This window comes from Nocardioides sp. SRI_004, from assembly GCF_057586415.1.
Map to the genome: position 1 here is coordinate 115623 of NZ_JBYCZV010000009.1, position 19703 is coordinate 135325.

Consider the following 19703-nt stretch of genomic DNA (forward strand, 5'->3'; position numbering starts at 1 on the left):
GCCCGGTGGGCTGGAAGACGGCACTGACCGTCGTCCGCGGTGCCTCGGTCGAGGACCTCGCGAAGGCCGGCTACATGCCCGACGGCGGCACCAGCACCCCCGACGAGGCGATCGCCGAGGGACTGGGCGACCACCTCTCGGTCGTGGTGCACGGAGACGACCTCGTGCTGATCGGACGGGGCACCGACCCCGACCTCGCCGGCACCCTCCACGCGGCCCTCGACGTGGAGGTCGCGCACGCCTTCTTCATGAGCACGGTCGACTACTACACGTGGACGGTCGCGCACGCCGGCGGCCGGCGCTCCTGGTCGTGCGGCGAGGGGGAGGTGGTCGTCGACGAGGGCGACCCGCTGCCGGAGGAGGGCACCCTGCGGGTGCTCGACGAGCGCGGCCTGCGCCGGCTGCTGGAGGCCCGCACCGGCCTCCGCCTCGCCGACCTGGCGACGGGCACGGCACGGTCGCTGGCGTTCAGCTCGCCCGTGCCCGAGCGGAGGAAGCGGCGCTGGTTCGGACGCGGCTGACGGCGCTGCGGTAGGAATGGGTCATGGAACACCCCGTCCTCGACGCCGCCGACATCCAGGCCGCCCCCAAGGTCCTCCTGCACGACCACCTCGACGGGGGCCTGCGGCCCGCGACGATCGTCGACCTCGCGGCGGCCGTGGGACACGAGCTGCCGACGACGGACCCGGACGAGCTGGCGACCTGGTTCGCCGAGGCGGCCGACTCGGGCTCGCTCGAGCGCTACCTCGAGACCTTCGCGCACACCGTCGGCGTCATGCAGACCGCCGACGCGCTGACCCGGGTCGCCCGCGAGTGCGTCGAGGACCTGGCCGCCGACGGCGTGGTCTACGCGGAGATCCGCTACGCGCCGGAGCTGCACGTCGAGGCCGGCCTCGGGCTCGACGAGGTGGTGGCCGCGGTGCAGCAGGGCTTCGAGGAGGGCATGGCCGCCGCAGGTGGCCGGATCACGGTCCGCCACCTGCTCACCGCGATGCGCCAGGCCGCGAGCGGCATGGAGATCGCCGGCCTCGCCATCCAGTGGCGCGACCGCGGTGTCGTCGGCTTCGACATCGCCGGCCCCGAGGCGGGCTACCCGCCCACCCGCTTCATCGACGCCTTCGAGTACCTCCAGCGCGAGAACTCCCACTTCACGATCCACGCCGGCGAGGGCTTCGGCCTGCCGTCCATCTGGGAGGCGGTGCAGTGGTGCGGCGCCGACCGGCTCGGCCACGGCGTGCGGATCGTCGACGACATCGCCGTCGCCGAGGACGGGACGGCGAAGCTGGGCCGCCTGGCGTCGTACGTCAGGGACAAGCGCATCCCGCTCGAGATGTGCCCGTCCTCCAACGTGCAGACCGGCGCGGCGCCGTCGATCGCCGAGCACCCGATCAAGCTGCTCGCCTCGCTGCGCTTCCGGGTCACCGTCAACACCGACAACCGGCTGATGAGCGGCACCTCGCTCAGCAAGGAGTTCGGGCTCCTCAACGTCACCTTCGGCTACGGCTGGCGCGAGATGGAGTGGCTGACGGTCAACGCGATGAAGTCGGCGTTCATCCCGTACGACGAGCGCTACCGGCTGATCACCGAGACCATCAAGCCCTGGTACGCCGAGCGGCTGCGCTGAGTCACGAGTCCGAGCCAGCAGCCTCAGACCACGAACCAGAAGTGGCTCCAGCCGCCGATGCCGACCTGGTGGCCGGTCCAGCGGGCCTTCCCGATGGTGAGCACCGCGCCGGCGGCGGGGTCGAAGACCTCGACCGCGTCGTCGACCGCCCGCACGGCCAGCGCGACGTGGCGGGGGAGCCAGCGGCTGCCGACGTAGACGGCTACCGGGCGGGTGGCGAGGCTCTCCCGCAGCACCTCGTAGCCGATCACCGGGCGCGGGCGTGCGTTGACGGTCGCGATCCGCTGGCCGGTCAGGGCACGCAGCGCGTTGGCGACCGCCCACGGCGGCGTACCGAAGCGGCGCGGCCAGGGCAGCTGGAAGCGGTCGCGGGGGCTGCGGCTCGACGTGAGCAGCCGGTGCTCCTCGCGGATGTCGGTCTCGGCGTCGCCGGGACGCCAGGGCGTCAGCAGGACCCGCGCGGCGACGACCGAGGCGGCGCCGCAGCTGACCTGGTCGGGCTGCTTCAGGGCGTGCGGCGTGAGGTCAGCGGGCCACCGCATGGTCGTCCTCCGTCGAGGGGGAGCCGAGCTCGGCGAAGGCGCGCTCGCCGCTCGCGACCCTGCAGCCGACGGCCACGGCGCGGCGCACGACCTGCCGCTGCTCGCGGGCCAAGGCCAGACCGCGGCGGACGAGCACCAGGGGCGGCTTGCGGTGCTCGCGCAGGTCGCGGGTCAGCCGGCGCCAGAAGGTCACCATCGGGTGCTGCGTGATGCAGTACGCCGCCGCCAGCAGCCCGTGCGCGCGGCACTCCTCGACGATCTCCGCGGCGAAGATGCCCTCCGCGCAGAAGCGGGTGGCGCCGCCGAGGTCGAGGTGCTGGGAGCCCGTGCGGCGGCTCTCCGCGATCGAGTAGACCGGGATGTCGGCCGCACCGGTGGTGCACAGCGAGCGCAGCGCGGCCAGCGCGTCCTCGTGGTGCCACGTGCCGGGGTGGTCCCAGTCGACGAGCCCGGCGTTCTTGCCCGTGGTGATGGTCGGGAGGCCCGGCTCGTCGCCGTCGCGGTAGAAGTCGTCGAGGCGGAGGGTGGGCCAGCCGTGGGCCCTCTGCAGCCGCTCCGCGAGCCGCGACTTGCCCGAGCCCGACGGACCGGCGAGGACGATCACACGGGCGGTCATGGGGGTCCATTCTGCCGCAGCGCCACGGGCATCGCGGATTCCGCAGCGGCGGGCCCCCGCGCACGGCAGGATCGGACCATGGGCCACGACACGGAGTCGCAGGAGCCGGAGACCGCTCCGGACGTCAGCGGCTACGAGGTCACCGGCCGGATCGGCGCCGACCCCGCGGGGGTCCTGTTCGAGGGGCACCGCACGGGTGACGATGAGACCGTGGCGCTGCGCCGCCTCGCTGCCGACGAGGCCGAGGCGCTCGCGGGCCGGGTCGGGGCGCTGGTGGGGCTCGCCGATGCCCACCTCGTGGGCGTCCGGGGGCTCGCCGAGGGCTCCCCGGCGTCGTACCTCGTGACGGAGCGGGTGGAGGGCGCCACCCTCGCCGACGTGCTCGATCGTGGCCAGGCGCTCATCGTGGGGCAGGTGCTCGGCGTCGCCCACGGCGTGCTCCAGGGTCTCGCCCACGCGCACGAGCACGGGGTCGTGCACGGGCGGATCTCGCCGTCGGCCGTGCTGCTCGGCAGCGACGGCCGGGTGCGCCTGACCGACTTCGCGATCGGCCGGCCGGATCCCGCCTACCTGGCCCCCGAGGCCGTGCACCACCCCGGCTCCGCGACGACCCGCGTCGCCGACGTGTACGCCGTCGCGGCGCTCCTCGTGCACCTGCTGACCGGGCAGCCGCTCTCCGAGCAGAAGCGGCACCTCAAGGCGGTCGACGCCACGCTGCGCACGGTCCTGGGCAAGGCGCTGTCGAAGGTGCCCGCCGACCGCCAGTCCGACGCGCACGCCCTCCTCAACGCGCTCGGCCGGGCCGCGAAGCGCGCCTACGGGACGACCTGGTGGACCGAGGCGGGACTGGCCGCGCTCGCGGCGCCCTCGGTGCCCCCAGTCGTCGCCCTCGCACCCGCGCCGCCCCCGGCCGAACCGCCCCGCCGGGCCCGCCGTGGTCGGCGCGTGCTCGTGGGGGTGGCCGCGGCCGCGGTGGTCGCGGGTGGGGCTGCCGCGGCGGTCGCGGTGCTGGACGACGGGGCGCCGCCGAGGCCGTCGTACTTCCGGACCGACCAGTTCTGCAACGAGCTCGGGGACGCCGTGGCCGACGTCGCCGGCTCCGACACCCGGTCCAGCTTCGACTCGTCGGGGGCGCAGGGTGCGCCGACGGGTGCGGCGGCCGGCGCGCGTGCGTCCGCGTCGTGCTGGTGGGGAGGGGGCGCGTCCGGGACCGTCGTCAGCATCTCGGTCGGCGCGAAGGCCGACCTCGAGGCGTCCGGCGTGACCACGGCCGAGCGCCTGCGCGGGCTGCTCGACGGGTCCGGCCAGGACGCGCTGCGACAGGCGGGGGCGACCTGGCAGGCGTCGTACGCGGCACAGTGCCACGACCTCGAGCCGCACGGGTACGACGCCGCCTTCACCTGCGCCGCGCCGCCGGTCGCGATCCCGAGGAAGCCGGTGCACCCCGGCGTCGTCCGGGTCGTGCTGGTGGCCACCACGGCCGACCAGGCGCTGGCCTGCGGCGGCACCCGGGCGCTCGCGACGGCCGACGACGCGGCCGGTGCCGACGGGTTCGCGTCGGACGTCGAGGAGCTGTGCGCCGCCGTGATCGGTGAGGTCCGCCGTGGCGGCTGAGCTGCACCCTCGTCGCGTTGGTAGCGTCCGCGGGTGAGCTGGATCAACCGCCGCCGGGTGAAGATCACCGGTCTGTCCCTGCTGGCCCTCGTCGTCGTGCTGGCGGTCGCCTTCTTCAGCTATGCGCCCGGCAAGATCGAGCGGATGCGGAACCGGATCGAGCCCGCCGAGCTCCCCGAGGTCACCGCCGACACCCAGCGGCTGCACGACTCGCTGCAGGTCGTCGACATGCACTCCGACACGCTCATGTGGGACCGCGACCTCCTCGACCGTGGCGACCGCGGGCACATGGACCTGCCGCGGCTCGAGGACGGCAACGTCGCGCTCCAGGTCTTCTCGTCGGTGTCGAAGTCGCCGAAGGGGCAGAACTACGACAGCAACCCCACCGACGCCGGCGACAACATCACCCTGCTGGCCATCGCGCAGCTCCAGCCCTTCCGCACCTGGGGCTCGCTGCTGGAGCGCTCGCTCTACCACGCCGAGAAGCTGCGCAACGCCGCCGACGACTCCGACGGTGCGCTGCGCCTGATCCGCTCCCGGGCCGACCTCGACCGGCTGATCGCGGACCGCGTCGACGGCGAGCAGGTCACCGGGGCGCTCTTCTCCGTGGAGGGCCTGCACAACCTCGAGGGCGACATCGACAACCTCGACAAGCTCTACGACGCAGGCATGCGGATGGCCGGCTTCACCCACTTCTTCGACAACGAGGTCGCCGGGTCCATGCACGGTGAGGACAAGGGCGGGCTGACCGACCTCGGCCGCGAGGTGTTCGCCGAGATGGAGAAGCGCGGCATCGTCGTCGACATCGCGCACGCCAGCCACGAGGCCGTCGCCGAGATGCTCGACCTGGCCACGAAGCCGGTGGTGCTGTCCCACGGCGGCGTACAGGCCACCTGCGACGTCAACCGCAACCTCACCGACGAGGAGGTCCGTGGCGTCGCCGCGACCGACGGGGTGGTCGGCGTCGGCTACTGGGACGCCGCCGTCTGCGACCTGACCGTCGACGCGGTCGTGGACGCCATCGACCACGTCGTCGAGATCGCCGGCGTCGAGACCGCCGCGCTCGGCAGCGACTACGACGGCGCGACCACCGTGGGCTGGGACACCACCCACCTCGCCGCCATCACCCAGGAGCTCGTCGACCGCGGGTACGACGACACGGAGATCGCCGCGATCATGGGTGGCAACACGCTGCGGGTGCTGCGGGCGGTGCTGCCGGCGGAGTGACCTCGGCCGGTGGTCGAGGAGGTCGCGCAGCGACCTCGGTGGTCGAGGAGGTCGCGCAGCGACCGTCTCGAGACCCCTGGCTCCGGTGCACGTGCTGTGGCTTTCGGTTTCCCTGTGGTCGGGTCTTCAAGCGCAGCGACGAGCGGCGTGGGTGCGGGGCTGGGTCGCGCGGTCGGGTGCGGTCCGGCAGCCTCGTGATCACTCGTTGCGCCACTTGTTCTGCACATGCCCCGGATGGAGTTTCCCCTGTCCACAGGCGGTTTTCCGTCGCTTCGTTGTGTCGGAGGTCGATGGGAGAATCCAGTCATGGATCTCGGAACCAGCGGCACCGCGACGGCGGTCTCGACAGCGTCGTTGCTGTCGTGGATCGCTGACGACGCCGAGGTCCGTGACCACCTCCTGATCCGGGAGTGGATGAACATCGTCGCCTGGGCTGAGGCCAACATCGTCGACAGTCCCGAGGGTGCCGCGACGTTGACCGAGGGCTACCTCGACACCGGTGTCCCGATCGCCGGCCCGGGTGCCCCGCTCGTGTCGGAGTTCCAGCTGATGGAGCTGATCGCGGTGCTCGGCCGCTCACCTGACGGTGGCCGGTCGTATGTCGGGCAGGTCATCGAGTGCGCCTGGCGCCTCCCGCTTCTCTACGCCGCCGTCCTCGAGGGCCGGGTCACGCCGTGGCGGGCTCAGAGGATCGCCGACCTCACCCGCTCCCTTCCCGAGCAGGCGGCGGAGTTCGTGGACCGGCACCTCAACGCCGCCGTCGGCGGGGTCGGCTGGGCGCAGCTCGAACGTCTTGTGACCGAGGCGATCCTGCGGTTCGACCCCGAACGCGCCGAGGCCGAGCGGCAGGCCGCGAACGAGCACCGTCACTGCAACATCACCGACACCGATGAGCGCGGCGGCGTGCACCTCGACGCGTACCTCGACGCGGCCGACGGCCACGACTTCAACCAAGCCATCTCCCGGGAAGCAGCGCTGCGGGGCCAACTCGGCGACGAGTCCAGCCTCGACGTCCGGCGGGCGAAGGCGGTCGGTGCGATCGCCCGCCGTGACCTCGCCCTCGACCTGCTGATCGCCGACGAGACCACCGGCGAGGTCATCGCCCAAGCCCCCGGACGTCGGGTGGAGTTGAACGTCCACATCACCGACACCGCCTTCACCGGCGACAACACGGTGGGGCGGTGTGAGGAGACCAGATCACCCGTCGCCGTCGCTCAGGTGAAGGAGTGGCTGCAGGTCCCCGGCACGACCGTGATCGTGCGACCGGTGATCAACCTGGCCGACTGCGTTCCGGTCGACTCCTACGAGATCCCCGACCGCCACCAGCGACGCGTCCGGCTCCGCGACCACACCTGCCGGTTCCCCAACTGCCCCCAACAAGCGGTCCGCTGCGACCTCGACCACGCCCAACCCCACGCAGATGGCGGCAAGACCTGCCCCTGCAACCTCGTCCCCCTCTGCCGCAGGCACCACCGCGCCAAGACCCACAGCCAATGGCGCTACCTCGTGATCCAGCCCGGCCACTACCTGTGGACCAGCCCCCACGGCCACCACTTCCACGTCGGCCCCGCCGGCACCACGATCCTCGACGGCTACTGACCACCACGCCCCACACCCCGCCAGACCCGCCGGGGCCTGTGGCATGTCCGGGTGTCAGTGCGCTCGGGCTGTGCGCGCGATGGCGTCCCGCTCCTTGCGGATGGCGCGGCGTTCGAGGAAGGCGTGCACCGCCAGGAAGGCGAGCGCCGGGCCGGGACCGCCGACGGTCACGAAGAGCAGCGCCACGACGTCCCAGCCGTTGATCCTCCGCCCGCGGACCTCCCGGACGATGGCCACGACCGCCAGCAGCTGGACGGCCAGACAGGCCGACCAGAGCGCCCATCCCAGACCGGTCTCGGGGCGCAGGGACCAGAAGCCCATGCCTCAGATCCCGATCGGGTGCCAGACGGTCTTCGTCTCGACGAAGGCCGTCATCGCGCCGAGGCCGGGGTCGGCCGACCAGTCCGGCTCGACGTCGGGCGCGCGTCGTACCCGCTTGAGGTTGTCGGCGGCCGCGACCTCCAGGGAGGTCGCGAGCTCGGCCGAGCCCGCGACACCGGCGAGGTCGATGGCGTTGACGTCCATGTGCGCGGCGAGCCACGGCCCGAGGGTCGCGGCGTCGCCGGTCAGGATGTTGACGACACCACCGGGGACGTCGGAGGTCGCGAGCACCTCGGAGAAGGTGACCGCCGGCAGCGGACGCGTGTACGACGACACGACGACCGCGACGTTGCCGGTGACGATCACGGGGGCGACCACGGACACCAGCCCGAGCAGCGAGGAGCCCTGCGGGGCGAGGACGCCCACGACGCCGGTGGGCTCGGGGGCGGAGTGGTTGAAGAACGGACCCGCGACCGGGTTGGCGTTGCCGACGACCTGGGCGAGCTTGTCGGCCCAGCCGGCGTACCAGACGAGGCGGTCGACGGCGGCGTCCACCTGCGCGCGGGCGGCGGCGGCCGTACCGCCCTCGGACTGCCGCACGGCCTCCTCGAACTGCGGGCGGCGGTCCTCCATGACCTCGGCGATCCGGTAGAGGATCTGCCCGCGGTTGTAGGCCGTGCGGCCCGACCACGACCCGAAGGCCTTGCGGGCGGCGACGACGGCGTCGCGGACGTCCTTGCGGGAGGCGAGGGCGGCGTTGGCCACGAACTTCCCCTTGCTGTCGGTCACCTCGTAGGAGTGGCCCGACTCGGAGCGCGGGAACGCGCCGCCGATGTAGAGCTTGTAGGTCTTGCGCACGTCGATGCGGGCCATCAGAGGTCAGCTCCCTTGAGGTAGGCGGCGAGACCCTGACGTCCGCCCTCGCGGCCGTAGCCGGACTCCTTGTAGCCACCGAAGGGGCTGGCCGGGTCGAACTTGTTGAACGTGTTGGCCCACACCACGCCGGCCCGCAGCTGCGAGGCCATGTGCAGGATGCGCGAGCCCTTCTCGGTCCACACGCCGGCGGAGAGGCCGTAGGGCGTGTTGTTGGCCTTCTCGATCGCCTCGGCAGGCGTGCGGAAGGTGAGCACCGACAGGACCGGTCCGAAGACCTCCTCGCGGGCGATCCGGTGGGCCTGGGTGACGCCGGTGAAGATCGTCGGCGGGAACCAGAAGCCCGACGAGGGCAGGTCGCAGGCGGGCGACCAGCGCTCGGCACCCTCGGACTCGCCGATCTCGGAGAGCTCCCGGATCCGGGCCAGCTGCTCGGCCGAGTTGATCGCGCCGATGTCGGTGTTCTTGTCCAGGGGGTCGCCGACGCGCAGCGTGCCCATCCGGCGCTTGAGCTTCGCGAGCACCTCGTCGGCGACCGACTCCTGCACCAGGAGGCGGGAGCCGGCGCAGCAGACGTGGCCCTGGTTGAAGAAGATGCCGCCCACGATGCCCTCGACCGCCTGGTCGATGGGGGCGTCGTCGAAGACGATGTTGGCGGCCTTGCCGCCGAGCTCGAGGGTGGCCTTCTTGTCGGTGCCGGCGATCGCGCGGGCGATCGCCTTGCCGACGGCGGTGGAGCCGGTGAAGGCGACCTTGTCGACGTCCGGGTGCGCGACGACGGCCTGGCCGGTCGCCCCGGCGCCGGTCACGATGTTGACGACACCCGGCGGGAGGTCGGCCTGCTGGCAGATCTCGGCGAAGAGCAGAGCCGTCAGGGGAGTGGTCTCGGCCGGCTTGAGGACGACCGTGTTGCCGCACGCCAGCGCGGGCGCGACCTTCCACGCCAGCATCAGCAGCGGAAAGTTCCACGGGATGACCTGCCCGGCGACGCCCAGCGGCTGGGGGGCGGGTCCGAGGCCCGCGTACTCCAGCTTGTCCGCCCACCCGGCGTAGTAGAAGAAGTGCGCGGCGACGATCGGGACGTCGACGTCGCGGCTCTCCTTGATCGGCTTGCCGTTGTCGATGGACTCCAGGACGGCGAGCTCACGGCCGCGCTCCTGGATGATCCGGGCGATCCGGAAGAGGTACTTCGCCCGCTCCTTGCCGGAGAGCCGCGACCAGCCCCGGAAGGCCCGTCGGGCAGCGCGAACGGCGAGGTCGACGTCGGCGTCGGACGCCTCCGCGATCTCGGCGAGGGTCTCCTCGGTGGCCGGGTTGATCGTCTTGAACGACGAGCCCCGCCCGTCGACGAACTCTCCGTCGATGAACAGTCCGTAGGACGGCTTGATGTCGACGATGCTCCGCGACTCCGGAGCCGGTGCGTACTCGAACGCCATTGTCTGAGTCCCTCAGTCCAGGGTGAAGTAGTCGGGGCCGCTGTAGCGGCCGGTGGTCATCTTCGTGCGCTGCATCAGCAGGTCGTTGAGCAGCGTCGAGGCGCCGAAGCGGAACCAGTCCGGGTCGAGCCAGTCGTCGCCGGCGATCTCGTTGACCATGACGAGGTACTTGATCGCGTCCTTGGCGGTGCGGATGCCGCCGGCCGGCTTGACGCCGATCTGGACGCCGGTGGCCTCGCGGAAGTCGCGGACGGCTTCGAGCATCACCAGGGTGACCGGCAGGGTCGCGGCCGGCTGCACCTTGCCGGTGGAGGTCTTGATGAAGTCGGTGCCGGCGAGCATCGCCAGCCACGAGGCGCGGCGGACGTTGTCGTAGGTCTGCAGCTCACCGGTCTCGAAGATCACCTTGAGGTGGGCGTGCGTGCCGTCGGGACGCACGCAGGCCTCCCGGGTGGCGACGATCTCCTCGAAGACCTGCAGGTAGCGCCCGGCGAGGAAGGCCCCGCGGTCGATCACCATGTCGATCTCGTCGGCACCGTTGGCGACGGCGTCGCGGGTGTCGGCGAGCTTGACGTCCATCGACGCGCGGCCGCTCGGGAACGCGGTGGCGACGGCCGCGACGTTGACCTGGTCGCCGACGATCGCCTTCACCTCGCCGACCAGGTCGCCGTAGACGCAGACGGCGGCGACCGACGGGCAGGTCGGGTCGGCGGGGTCGGGCCGCAGCGCCTTGTTGGCGAGCGCGCGGACCTTGCCGGGGGTGTCCTGGCCCTCGAGCGTGGTGAGGTCGACCATCCGGATCGCGAGGTCGAGCGCCCACGCCTTGGCGGTGGTCTTGATCGAGCGGGTCCCGAGCCCGGCGGCGCGGGCCTCCGCGCCGACCTGGTCGACACCGGGCAGGCCGTGGAGGAACCGGCGCAGCGAGGCGTCGCTGGCCGTCACTTCGGAGTACGCCGCGAGTCCCGGAACGGGATCGGTGGGGGCGGAGGTCGGCATTGGCCCAGCATAGAGTTCGCAGGGTGCAGAGCGAAGGTGGCGAGAAGGCCGAGCGGTACAGCTCGGGCGGGCTGGTCTCGGGTGTGGTCGGGCTGGTCGCGGTGGCGGCGATGCTGGGCTACGGACTGGTGTCGGACCGCGACGGCTTCGCGCCCTGGGCCTATCCCGCGCTCCTTTTCGCGGGCGTGCTGGTCTGGGCGGTCCTGCTGCGGCCGGCGGTCCTCCTGCACCGCGACGAGGTGGAGCTGCGCAACGTGCTGCACAGCCGGTTCATCCCCTTCGCCCGCATCACCTCGGTGCAGATCAACCAGATGACCGTCGTCGTGGTCGACGAGGACCGGTTCGTCGGCAGCGGCTTCGGGCGCAGCCGGCTCACCATCAACCGCGACGCGAAGGCCGGCCCGGGCGCGCGGCCCGAGGAGCACTCGGTCGGCTGGCTGGTCGAGGAGAAGGTACGGCGGCGGATGAAGCCGCACGACGCGTTCACCGAACGCGGTGAGGTGCGCCGGGTCTGGGCGCTGCCCGAGATCGTGGCGCTGGCCGTGCTCGGGGTCGCGACCCTCGTCGCCCTGCTCGTCGGCTGACCGTCAGATCCCCGCTGCGGCCGCGATGTCCGCGCGCAGCGCGGCGAGCTTGGCCGTGGCGACCTCGCGGGCACCGTCGACGCCGTCGACGACCGGGACGACGACCTCCAGATAGCACTTGAGCTTCGGCTCCGTGCCGCTCGGTCGGACGACGACCCGGCTGCCGTCGGCGGTGCGGTAGCGCAGGCCGTCGGTCGGCGGGAGGTCGGCGGAGCCCCGGGTGAGGTCGTCGGCGGCGGTGACCTCGGAGCCGCCGAGCACGGCCGGCGGCTGCGTGCGCAGCCGCTCCATCGCGGCCGCGATCAGCGACAGGTCGGTGACCCGCACCGACAGCTGGTCCGTGGCGTGCAGCCCGTGCGCGACCGCGATGTCGTCGAGCAGGTCGGTGAGCGAGCGGCCGGCGGCCTTCGCCTCGGCGGCGATCTCGCAGAGCATCAGCGCCGCCGAGACCCCGTCCTTGTCGGCGACATGGGTCGGGTCGACGCAGTAGCCCAGCGCCTCCTCGTAGCCGAAGACCAGGTCGGGCAGGCGGCCGATCCACTTGAAGCCGGTGAGGGTCTCGGCGTAGCGCTGGCCCGCGGCCCTCGCCATCGTGCCGAGCAGGGACGACGACACGATCGAGGTGGCGTAGACCCCGGCGCGGCCGGCCTTGAGCAGGTGGTCGGCCAGCAGCGCGCCGACCTCGTCGCCGCGCAGCATCCGCCACCCACCGTCGGCGCCGGCATCGGGCACGGCCAGCGCGCACCGGTCGGCGTCGGGGTCGTTGGCGACCACCAGGTCGGCGCCGGTGCGCTGGGCCAGGGCGACCGCGCGGTCGATGGCGCCGGGCTCCTCCGGGTTGGGGAAGGCGACCGTCGGGAAGTCGGGGTCCGGCTGCTCCTGCTCGGCGACGATCGTCGGGGCGGAGAAGCCGGCGGTCTCCAGCACCGCCGGCAGGGCGCCGCCGCCCACGCCGTGGAGCGGGGTGTAGACGATCGCGAGGTCGCGCGGGCCGTCGCCCGCGATCGCGGCGACCGTGTCGAGGTAGGCGTCGACGATGCCCTCGTCGAGCACCCGACCGCCGGTCGTGTCGAGCGGCACCCGCCGCACGGAGGCGAGGTTGCCGACGGCGGCGATCCGCTCGGCGATGCCGCTGTCGGCGGGCGGCACGATCTGGCTGCCGTCGCCGAGGTAGACCTTGTAGCCGTTGTCCTGCGGCGGGTTGTGGCTGGCGGTGACCATCACGCCGGCGGCGCACCCGAGCTCGCGGATGGCGAACGCCAGCAGGGGGGTGGGGAGCGGCCGCGGCAGGAGCAGCGGCTTGAGCCCGGCGCCCGCCATGACCTCGGCCGTGTCACGCGCGAAGACGTCGGAGTTGTGGCGGGCGTCGTACCCGATGACGACGGGGGTGCCCGGGTCCGTCCCCTCCTGCAGGAGGTACGACGCCAGGCCGGCCGCGGCGCGGATGACGACGACGCGGTTCATCCGGTTCGGCCCCGCACCGAGCGCGCCACGCAGACCCGCGGTGCCGAACTCGAGCGTGCCCCGGAACCGGTCGGCGAGGTCGTCGCGCGCATCCGCGTCCCCGGCCTGGACGGCGGCGACCACGCGGGTCAGCTCGTCGCGGGTGTGCTCGTCGGGGTCCTCGGCGAGCCAGGCCTGGGCCCGGGTGATCAGGACGTCGGTGTCGGGCGTGGTCACCGGGCCACGGTAGCCGCCCCGGCCAGTGCACCGCGCCCAACCCGACGCCCGGCGATTGTCCGTGACGCTCTGTCGCGCGACGTGCCCTCCGGACTAGGTTCGCACCATGGCGGACGAGAGCTGGTCGCAGAAGGACTACCACCACCCCGCAGCAGGCTGGGGTGCCGCGATCTCGGTGAACAAGGTGCTCGCGAAGGAGCACGCGTTCGGCCGGGGGAGCGCCGCGATGTTCCGCATGAACCACGAGAACGACGGCTTCGACTGTCCGGGCTGCGCCTGGCCCGACGATCTCAAGGGCCTGAAGCTCGACATCTGCGAGAACGGCATCAAGCACGTCGTCTGGGAGATGACCTCGAAGCGCGTCGGCCGCGAGTTCTTCGCGCAGCACACGGTCACCGAGCTGGAGGGCTGGTCGGACTTCGCCCTCGAGGACCAGGGCCGGCTGACCGAGCCGATGGTCTACGACGCGGAGTCGGACAAGTACGTCCCGATCGGCTGGGCCGAGGCGTTCGCCCTCGTCGGTGCGGAGCTGCGTGCCCTCGACAGCCCCGACCAGGCGGCCTTCTACACCTCCGGCCGGCTCGGCAACGAGGCCACCTTCCTCTACCAGCTCATGGCGCGGGAGCTCGGCACCAACAACCTGCCCGACTGCTCGAACATGTGTCACGAGGCGTCCGGCCGGGCGCTGCAGGCCTCGCTCGGCACGGGCAAGGGGACGGCGGATCTCAAGGACTGGGAGGCCGCCGACGCGCTCTTCATCATGGGCGTCAACGCGGCGTCGAACGCGCCGCGGATGCTGACCGCGCTCACCGAGGCGTTCGACCGCGGCGCGCAGATCGTGCACGTCAACCCGCTCATCGAGGCCGCGTCGCGCAAGGCGATCATCCCGCACGAGATGGTCGACATGGCGCTGTTCAAGGCCACGCGCACCGGAACCCTCAACCTGCAGGTCCGTCCCGGCGGGGACATGGCGCTGATGCGCGGGATGGCCAAGGCGCTCCTGGAGGAGTACCGCTCCGACCCCAAGGCGCTCGACATGGAGTTCATCGAGCGCTACACGCACGGCTTCGAGGACTACCGGGCCGTCGTCGAGGCGACGCCGTGGTCCGAGCTGGTCGAGCAGTCGGGGCTGAAGGAGAAGGAGATCCGCAAGGCGGCGCGGATCTACTCCGAGTCCGACCGGACCCTGATCAGCTGGTGCCTCGGGGTCACCCAGCACGAGCACGGTCCCGACGCGATCCGCGAGATCGTCAACGTGCTCCTGCTGCGCGGCAACCTCGGCCGCGAGGGCGCCGGTCCGTCCCCGGTCCGTGGGCACAGCAACGTGCAGGGCAACCGGACCTGCGGCATCGACCACCGGCCCTCGCCGGAGTTCCTCGACCGGCTCGACGCGGCCACCGGGATCACCGCGCCGCGCGAGCACGGACGCGACACGGTCTCCACGATCGCCGGCATGCACGACGGCACCGTGAAGGTGTTCGTCGGCATGGGCGGCAACTTCGTCATGGCGGCTCCCGACACGCCGTACACGGCGGCGGGGCTGCGCAGCTGCGAGCTGACCGTCCAGGTGAGCACCAAGCTCAACCGCAGCCACCTCGTCCACGGCCGCAAGGCGCTGATCCTGCCCTGCCTGGCGCGCACCGAGAAGGACCAGCAGAAGCACGGGCTCATGGAGACCTCCGTCGAGGACTCGATGAGCATGGTGCACCTCTCGCGCGGCAGGCGGAGGCCGCCGTCGCCGCACCTGCTGTCCGAGCCGGCGATCATCGCCGGGATGGCGAGGGCGGCGCTGCCGGACAGCGCGACGCCGTGGGAGTGGTACGTCGACGACTACGACCGGATCCGCGACACGATGGCGAAGGCGCTGATCGGCTTCGAGGACTTCAACCGGCGGGTCCGGCTGCCGCTCGGCTTCCGGCTCAAGCAGCCGGCCCGCGAGCTCGTCTTCCAGACGCCGTCGGGCCGCGCGGAGTTCTCGTCGGCGCCGCTGACCGACGTGGTCCCCGACGACCCCGACGTGCTCGTGCTCCAGACCATGCGCTCCCACGACCAGTGGAACACCACGATCTACTCCGACGACGACCGCTACCGCGGCGTGAAGAACCTGCGCACCCTGCTCCTCCTGCACAAGGACGACATGAAGGCGCGCGGCATCGAGCAGGGCGGGCTCGTCGACATCGTCGCCACCTGCAAGGACGGGTCGACGCGCGAGCTGCGCAACTACACGGCACTGCGCTACGACCTGCCCCGCGGCAGCGCCGCCGGCTACATGCCGGAGATGAACGTGCTCATCGGCGCCGGCGACTACAGCGAGCAGAGCGACCAGCCGCTGATGAAGAACGTGCGGGTGCGGATCGCACCCGCACGCTGACTCCTCGGGCTCCTCGGGATCCTCGCGATCCTCAGGCGTCGATGGTGCTCATGTCGCCGTACCGCTCACCGGCGACGGCGTCGCGCGGCACCGCGGCCTCGAGGGCGGCCAGGTCGTCGGCGGTGAGCTCGACGGCGACCGCGCCGACGTTCTCCTCCAGGTAGCGCACCCGCTTCGTGCCCGGGATCGGGGCGATGTCCTCGCCCTGGGCGAGCACCCACGCCAGGGCGAGCTGGCCGGGCGTGCAGCCGTGCTCCGCCGCGAGCTGCTTGATCCTGTCGACCAGCGCGAGGTTGGTGGCGAGGTTGTCGCCCTGGAAGCGCGGGAAGTACGCCGTCGCGCGGCTGTCGCCGGTGTCGGGGGTCGCGCCGATCGCACCCGTCAGCAGCCCACGGCCGAGCGGGGAGTAGGGGACCAGGCCGATGCCCAGCTCGCGCAGGGTCGGCAGGATCTCGTCCTCGAGGTCGCGGGTGAAGAGCGAGTACTCGGTCTGCAGCGCGGTGATCGGGTGCACGGCGTGCGCGCGGCGGATGGTCTCCGGCGACGCCTCGGACAGCCCGAGGTGGCGGACCTTGCCGGCCTCGACCAGCTCCTTCATCGCGCCGACGGTCTCCTCGATCGGCACGGTCTTGTCGACGCGGTGCTGGTAGTAGAGGTCGATGTGGTCGACGCCGAGCCGCTCCAGGGAGGCGTCGGCGGCCTTGCGGACGTACTCCGGGCGACCGTTGACGCCGAGGCGGGTGCCGTCGGGCAGCCGCTCGTTGCCGAACTTCGTCGCGAGCTGGACGCCGTCGCGGCGCCCGGCCAGCGCCTTGCCGACGAGGCGCTCGTTGGTGAACGGGCCGTACATGTCCGCGGTGTCGAGGAAGGTGACACCGAGGTCGAGCGCGCGGTGGATGGTCGCGATGCCGCCAACCTCGTCGGGGGAGCCGTAGAACTCCGACATGCCCATGCAGCCGAGGCCGAGGGCGGAGACGGTGAGGGGGGACGTCGTACCGAGGGTGCGGGTGGGGATCGTCATGACCACCAGCCAACTCCTTGGAGCGCGCTCCAGGTCAAGCGCTCTGCTCGAGCAATTCCAGCTTGTGCTCGTAGATGCCGATCTTGTGGTCGATCGCGCCCAGGTGGGCGGTGACCTCGGCGAGCTCGCGCAGCACGCTCTCGCGGTGGGCGTGCAGCAGCGCGAGCCGCTCCTCCTCGTTGCCGTCGCCCTCGCGCACGAGCGCGGCGTAGCGACGGACGTCGCGGATCGGCATGCCGGTGGCGCGCAGGCAGGTCACCAGCTTGATCCAGCGCAGGTCGGGCTCGTCGTACTGCCGGTGCCCGCTGGACGAGCGGGGGACCGGGCGCAGCAGCAGCCCGTCCTTCTCGTAGTAGCGCAGCGTGTCGGCGCTCAGGCCGAGCTGGCCGGACGCCTCGGCGATGGTCAGTCCCGTCATGTCCTGATCTTCCCCCTTGGAGCGTGCTCCAGGTCAAGGCCGCCACGGACGACCACGGCATGATGGACGCGTGGTCCGCGCCTACGAGTTCGCCGACGCCTGGGAGGTCGCCGCGTCCGTCGACGACGTGGCGGGCGTGCTCACGGACCTGGAGCACTACCCGCGGTGGTGGCCGCAGGTGCGTGCGGTCGCGAAGCTCGGGCCGGACACGGCCTGGGTGCGCTGCCGCTCGGCGCTGCCCTACACCCTCGACCTCGTCCTCGACGCGGTCTCGCGGACGCCGCCGGTCGTGGAGGTCGCGCTGAGCGGTGACCTCGACGGCTACGCCCGGTTCGGGCTCACGCCGACGGCGACGGGCACCCGGCTGGAGTTCCGGCAGGAGGTCGTCGTCCACGGCCTGCTCGCGCTGGCGTCGTACGCCGGCAGGCCGGTGCTGGCCTGGAACCACGCCCGGATGATGGCGGGCTGTCGCGACGGCCTCGCCCGGCGCCTGTCAGTGGTGGGTGCCTGAGAGCTGGCGCCGCCGGTGCCGCCAGGGCTGGAGCACCACGAGCAGGACGAGCCCGATGAGGGCGCCGAGCGCGGCGCCCGTGGAGTTGTCGATGATGTCGGTGACGTCGCAGGCGCGGTCGATCCGGGCGAGCTCGAGCTGCGTCTTCTCGATCACCACGGAGTAGCCGGCCAACGCGGCCACGCCCAGGGGCGCGAGCAGCCAGCCGGCCCGCCAGCGGCCCACGGCCAGCACGAGCAGGGCGCCGGCCGGCACGAAGAGCACCGTGTTGAGCGCCCGCTGGCCGGACTGGAAGATCCAGAAGCCGTCGGGTGCCGGCCCGCCGATGTCCCACGAGCAGGAGGTCAACCGGCCCTCGGCCGGGACGATGCCGGGGTTGGCCTCGGCGGGCACGAGGGTGACCAGACCGATCACCGCGACCGACCACACGAAGCCCGCGATCGCGGCCGCCGAGACCCAGCCGAGCGGGCGGACCAGGAGCAGGCCCAGCAGGCCGCAAGCGGCACCCGCGACGACGACGCCGAGCAGCATCACCCCGGTGCCCCCGAACCCGACCATGGGGCCAGAGGCTATCGACCCCGGCCCAACGCCACCGATTCGACGCCGGCCCGCCGATCGCGGCTCAGCCGGCCTGCGCGCGCTGCTTCGCGATGAACCTCGTCGCCATCTTGTTGACGAAGGTGGGGGAGAGCCGGCCGACGCGCCACGCGATCCGCGCCTGGCGCGGCTCGACGACGTACGCCTCGTCGTCGGCGACCGCCGCGAGCACCCGCCGCGCGAGCACGTCGGGGTCGACGGGGTGCTTGACGCCCTGCCCCTCGAGGTACAAGTCGCGACCCTTGAACCGCCCGATCTCGCCCTTGTCGAGGATCGGGGTGTCGACGGCCGCGGGGCACACGACGGTGACGCCGACGCCGTGGGCCGCGGCCTCGGTGCGCAGGGCGAGGGACAGCCCGACGACCGCGTGCTTGGTCGTGACGTACGACGTCATCAGGCCGGCGGCCATCAGCCCGCCCATCGACGCGGTGTTCACGATGTGCCCGCCGCCCTGCGCGATCATCCGCGGGTACGCCGCATGCACGCCGTGCACGACGCCGCGTACGTTCACGTCGATGATCGCGTTCCACTGCTCGAGCGTCAGGTCCTCGGTGTTCCCGAGGAAGGTGATGCCGGCGTTGTTGAACATCAGGTCGAGCCGACCGTGCTCGGCGACGACGGCGTCCACGGCGTCCACGAGGTCCTGCGCCGAGGTCACGTCGACCTGGCGCGGGGTCGCCGTACCGGGTCCGGAGACGCCGGCGGCGACGGACTCCGCGGCCGCGAGGTCGAGGTCCGCGCAGAGGACGTGCGCGCCCTCACGGACCAGGGCACGGGTCAGCGCGGCGCCGATGCCGGAGCCGCCCCCGGTGACGATGGCGGTGCGGCCGGCGAGGGTGCTCATGCGAAGGCCTTCTCGACGAGGCCGACCAGATCGGGATAGCGCTTCAGGTGGGCGCCGCCGTTGATGTCGAGCGTCTCGCCGGTGATCCAGCGCGAGTCGTCGGACAGCAGGAAGCGGATCGCGGCGGCGACCTCGTCCGGCTCGCCCGAGCGCCCCAGCGCCGTGTTGTCGAGGTAGTCGTCGCGCACGCCGGGGATGTCCATCGCCGGCGCAGTCAGCGGCGTGACCACCAGGCCGGGGGCGACCGCGTTGACCCGTACGCCGCGCGGCCCGAGCTCGAGCGCGGTGACCTCGGTCAGCGCGACCAGGCCCGCCTTCGCCGCGCAGTACGCCGCCAGCCCCGTGCCCGGCTGCCGTGCGTTGAGCGAGGACAGCGACACCAGGGAGCCGCCGTCGGCCACCCGCTGGCCGGCGTGCTTGAGGACGAGGAAGGCGCCGGTGAGGCAGACGTCGACGACCCGTCGCCACTCGGCCGCGTCGTGGTCGACGACCCGGGCCAGGGTGCTCACGCCGGCGCAGTTGACGACGCCGTGGAACGCGCCGTGGTCGGCCACCACCTGGTCGAGCAGCGCCGCCACCGAGGTCTCGTCGGTCACGTCCACGAAGGTGTCCGCAGGCGTGCCCGGCAGGTCGGCGACGACCGCCTCGTGACCGGCCTCCGCCAGCACCCGGGCGGTGGCCGCCCCGATGCCCGAGGCGCCTCCGATGACGACGGTTACCTGCATGCTGCCCTCCGCTGACTCGTTGCTGACATTCGTCTGAATCTGTTGACACGTGTCAAATGACAGGCTTAACGTGACGCCCGTCACCTGGCTTTGTCAAGGCTTCG

The 19703-nt window shown here is 72.3% G+C and carries 20 protein-coding genes; 8 read left to right on the plus strand and 12 right to left on the minus strand.

All coding sequences use genetic code 11. From position 1 onward, the window contains the following. Positions 1 to 5: 5 nt before the first annotated feature. Both AC2YHB_RS14155 and AC2YHB_RS14160 read left to right on the plus strand, forming a co-directional pair. Positions 6 to 521, plus strand: a complete 516-nt coding sequence (locus tag AC2YHB_RS14155) for a hypothetical protein (RefSeq protein ID WP_179647819.1) — start codon at positions 6 to 8, stop codon at positions 519 to 521. Between the two features lie 23 nt (positions 522 to 544). Continuing rightward, positions 545 to 1624, plus strand: coding sequence for an adenosine deaminase (locus AC2YHB_RS14160; RefSeq protein ID WP_179647818.1), 1080 nt, complete (start codon positions 545 to 547; stop codon positions 1622 to 1624). 23 nt (positions 1625 to 1647) lie between these two features. Here AC2YHB_RS14160 and AC2YHB_RS14165 read toward each other — a convergent pair whose 3' ends face one another. Further along, positions 1648 to 2166, minus strand: coding sequence for a hypothetical protein (locus AC2YHB_RS14165; protein ID WP_036541789.1), 519 nt, complete (start codon positions 2164 to 2166; stop codon positions 1648 to 1650). Then, on the minus strand, positions 2150 to 2782 hold the full coding sequence (locus AC2YHB_RS14170; RefSeq protein ID WP_487354166.1) for an AAA family ATPase: 633 nt from the start codon (positions 2780 to 2782) through the stop codon (positions 2150 to 2152). Before AC2YHB_RS14170 ends, AC2YHB_RS14165 begins: the two co-directional genes overlap by 17 nt. 78 nt (positions 2783 to 2860) lie before the next feature. On the opposite strand from AC2YHB_RS14170, the gene AC2YHB_RS14175 reads away from it, so the two are divergent. From AC2YHB_RS14175 to AC2YHB_RS14185, 3 genes are all read left to right on the plus strand, one after another. Continuing rightward, complete coding sequence (locus tag AC2YHB_RS14175) at positions 2861 to 4396, plus strand: serine/threonine-protein kinase (RefSeq protein WP_487354167.1); 1536 nt, start codon at positions 2861 to 2863, stop codon at positions 4394 to 4396. A gap of 33 nt (positions 4397 to 4429) precedes the next feature. Beyond that, positions 4430 to 5623, plus strand: a complete 1194-nt coding sequence (locus AC2YHB_RS14180; protein WP_487354168.1) for a dipeptidase — start codon at positions 4430 to 4432, stop codon at positions 5621 to 5623. Positions 5624 to 5929: 306 nt separating this feature from the next. Then, on the plus strand, positions 5930 to 7222 hold the full coding sequence (locus AC2YHB_RS14185; RefSeq protein ID WP_487354169.1) for an HNH endonuclease signature motif containing protein: 1293 nt from the start codon (positions 5930 to 5932) through the stop codon (positions 7220 to 7222). 54 nt (positions 7223 to 7276) lie between these two features. On the opposite strand, the gene AC2YHB_RS14190 is transcribed toward AC2YHB_RS14185, so the two are convergent. The 4 genes from AC2YHB_RS14190 to deoC are packed head-to-tail and all read right to left on the minus strand — an operon-like array spanning position 7277 to position 10848. After that, positions 7277 to 7543: a hypothetical protein gene (locus AC2YHB_RS14190; RefSeq protein ID WP_487354170.1), complete on the minus strand. Its 267-nt coding sequence runs from the start codon at positions 7541 to 7543 to the stop codon at positions 7277 to 7279. A gap of 3 nt (positions 7544 to 7546) precedes the next feature. Next, entirely contained in the window at positions 7547 to 8416 is an 870-nt protein-coding gene (locus tag AC2YHB_RS14195) for an aldehyde dehydrogenase family protein (RefSeq protein ID WP_036541773.1), read from the minus strand. Further along, positions 8416 to 9852, minus strand: a complete 1437-nt coding sequence (locus AC2YHB_RS14200) for an aldehyde dehydrogenase family protein (protein ID WP_179647811.1) — start codon at positions 9850 to 9852, stop codon at positions 8416 to 8418. The genes AC2YHB_RS14195 and AC2YHB_RS14200 overlap by 1 nt, the downstream gene beginning before the upstream one ends. A 12-nt stretch (positions 9853 to 9864) precedes the next feature. After that, the gene (gene deoC / locus AC2YHB_RS14205; protein ID WP_051931603.1) at positions 9865 to 10848 is read right to left on the minus strand and encodes a deoxyribose-phosphate aldolase; all 984 of its coding nucleotides are present in this window, start codon (positions 10846 to 10848) and stop codon (positions 9865 to 9867) included. Positions 10849 to 10871: 23 nt separating this feature from the next. Between deoC and AC2YHB_RS14210 the strand changes: the two genes are divergently transcribed. Beyond that, positions 10872 to 11432: a hypothetical protein gene (locus AC2YHB_RS14210; protein ID WP_179647810.1), complete on the plus strand. Its 561-nt coding sequence runs from the start codon at positions 10872 to 10874 to the stop codon at positions 11430 to 11432. A 3-nt stretch (positions 11433 to 11435) separates the two neighbouring features. Here the strand turns inward: AC2YHB_RS14210 and AC2YHB_RS14215 are convergent, their stop codons facing one another. After that, entirely contained in the window at positions 11436 to 13112 is a 1677-nt protein-coding gene (locus AC2YHB_RS14215) for a phospho-sugar mutase (protein WP_487354171.1), read from the minus strand. A 106-nt stretch (positions 13113 to 13218) separates the two neighbouring features. Here AC2YHB_RS14215 and AC2YHB_RS14220 point away from each other — a divergent pair, with 106 nt between their 5' ends. Beyond that, positions 13219 to 15483: an FdhF/YdeP family oxidoreductase gene (locus tag AC2YHB_RS14220; protein WP_487354172.1), complete on the plus strand. Its 2265-nt coding sequence runs from the start codon at positions 13219 to 13221 to the stop codon at positions 15481 to 15483. Between the two features lie 31 nt (positions 15484 to 15514). On the opposite strand, the gene AC2YHB_RS14225 is transcribed toward AC2YHB_RS14220, so the two are convergent. Both AC2YHB_RS14225 and AC2YHB_RS14230 read right to left on the minus strand, forming a co-directional pair. Further along, entirely contained in the window at positions 15515 to 16504 is a 990-nt protein-coding gene (locus AC2YHB_RS14225) for an aldo/keto reductase (protein ID WP_487354173.1), read from the minus strand. Positions 16505 to 16538: 34 nt separating this feature from the next. Then, positions 16539 to 16922, minus strand: coding sequence for a MerR family transcriptional regulator (locus AC2YHB_RS14230; RefSeq protein ID WP_036541761.1), 384 nt, complete (start codon positions 16920 to 16922; stop codon positions 16539 to 16541). Positions 16923 to 16992: 70 nt separating this feature from the next. Between AC2YHB_RS14230 and AC2YHB_RS14235 the strand changes: the two genes are divergently transcribed. Further along, the gene (locus tag AC2YHB_RS14235) at positions 16993 to 17433 is read left to right on the plus strand and encodes an SRPBCC family protein (RefSeq protein ID WP_179647807.1); all 441 of its coding nucleotides are present in this window, start codon (positions 16993 to 16995) and stop codon (positions 17431 to 17433) included. Here AC2YHB_RS14235 and AC2YHB_RS14240 read toward each other — a convergent pair. The 3 genes from AC2YHB_RS14240 to AC2YHB_RS14250 form a co-directional block, all read right to left on the minus strand. Next, the gene (locus tag AC2YHB_RS14240) at positions 17416 to 17991 is read right to left on the minus strand and encodes a VanZ family protein (RefSeq protein ID WP_487354174.1); all 576 of its coding nucleotides are present in this window, start codon (positions 17989 to 17991) and stop codon (positions 17416 to 17418) included. The genes AC2YHB_RS14235 and AC2YHB_RS14240 overlap by 18 nt on opposite strands. Before the next feature lie 64 nt (positions 17992 to 18055). Then, positions 18056 to 18874 (minus strand): SDR family NAD(P)-dependent oxidoreductase, encoded by an 819-nt coding sequence (locus tag AC2YHB_RS14245; RefSeq protein WP_487354175.1) that lies wholly within the window; start codon positions 18872 to 18874, stop codon positions 18056 to 18058. Next, positions 18871 to 19599 carry an SDR family NAD(P)-dependent oxidoreductase gene (locus AC2YHB_RS14250; protein ID WP_487354176.1) on the minus strand — a complete coding sequence of 243 codons (729 nt, stop codon included), beginning with the start codon at positions 19597 to 19599 and terminating at the stop codon, positions 18871 to 18873. Before AC2YHB_RS14250 ends, AC2YHB_RS14245 begins: the two co-directional genes overlap by 4 nt. Between the last annotated feature and the right edge of the window lie 104 nt (positions 19600 to 19703).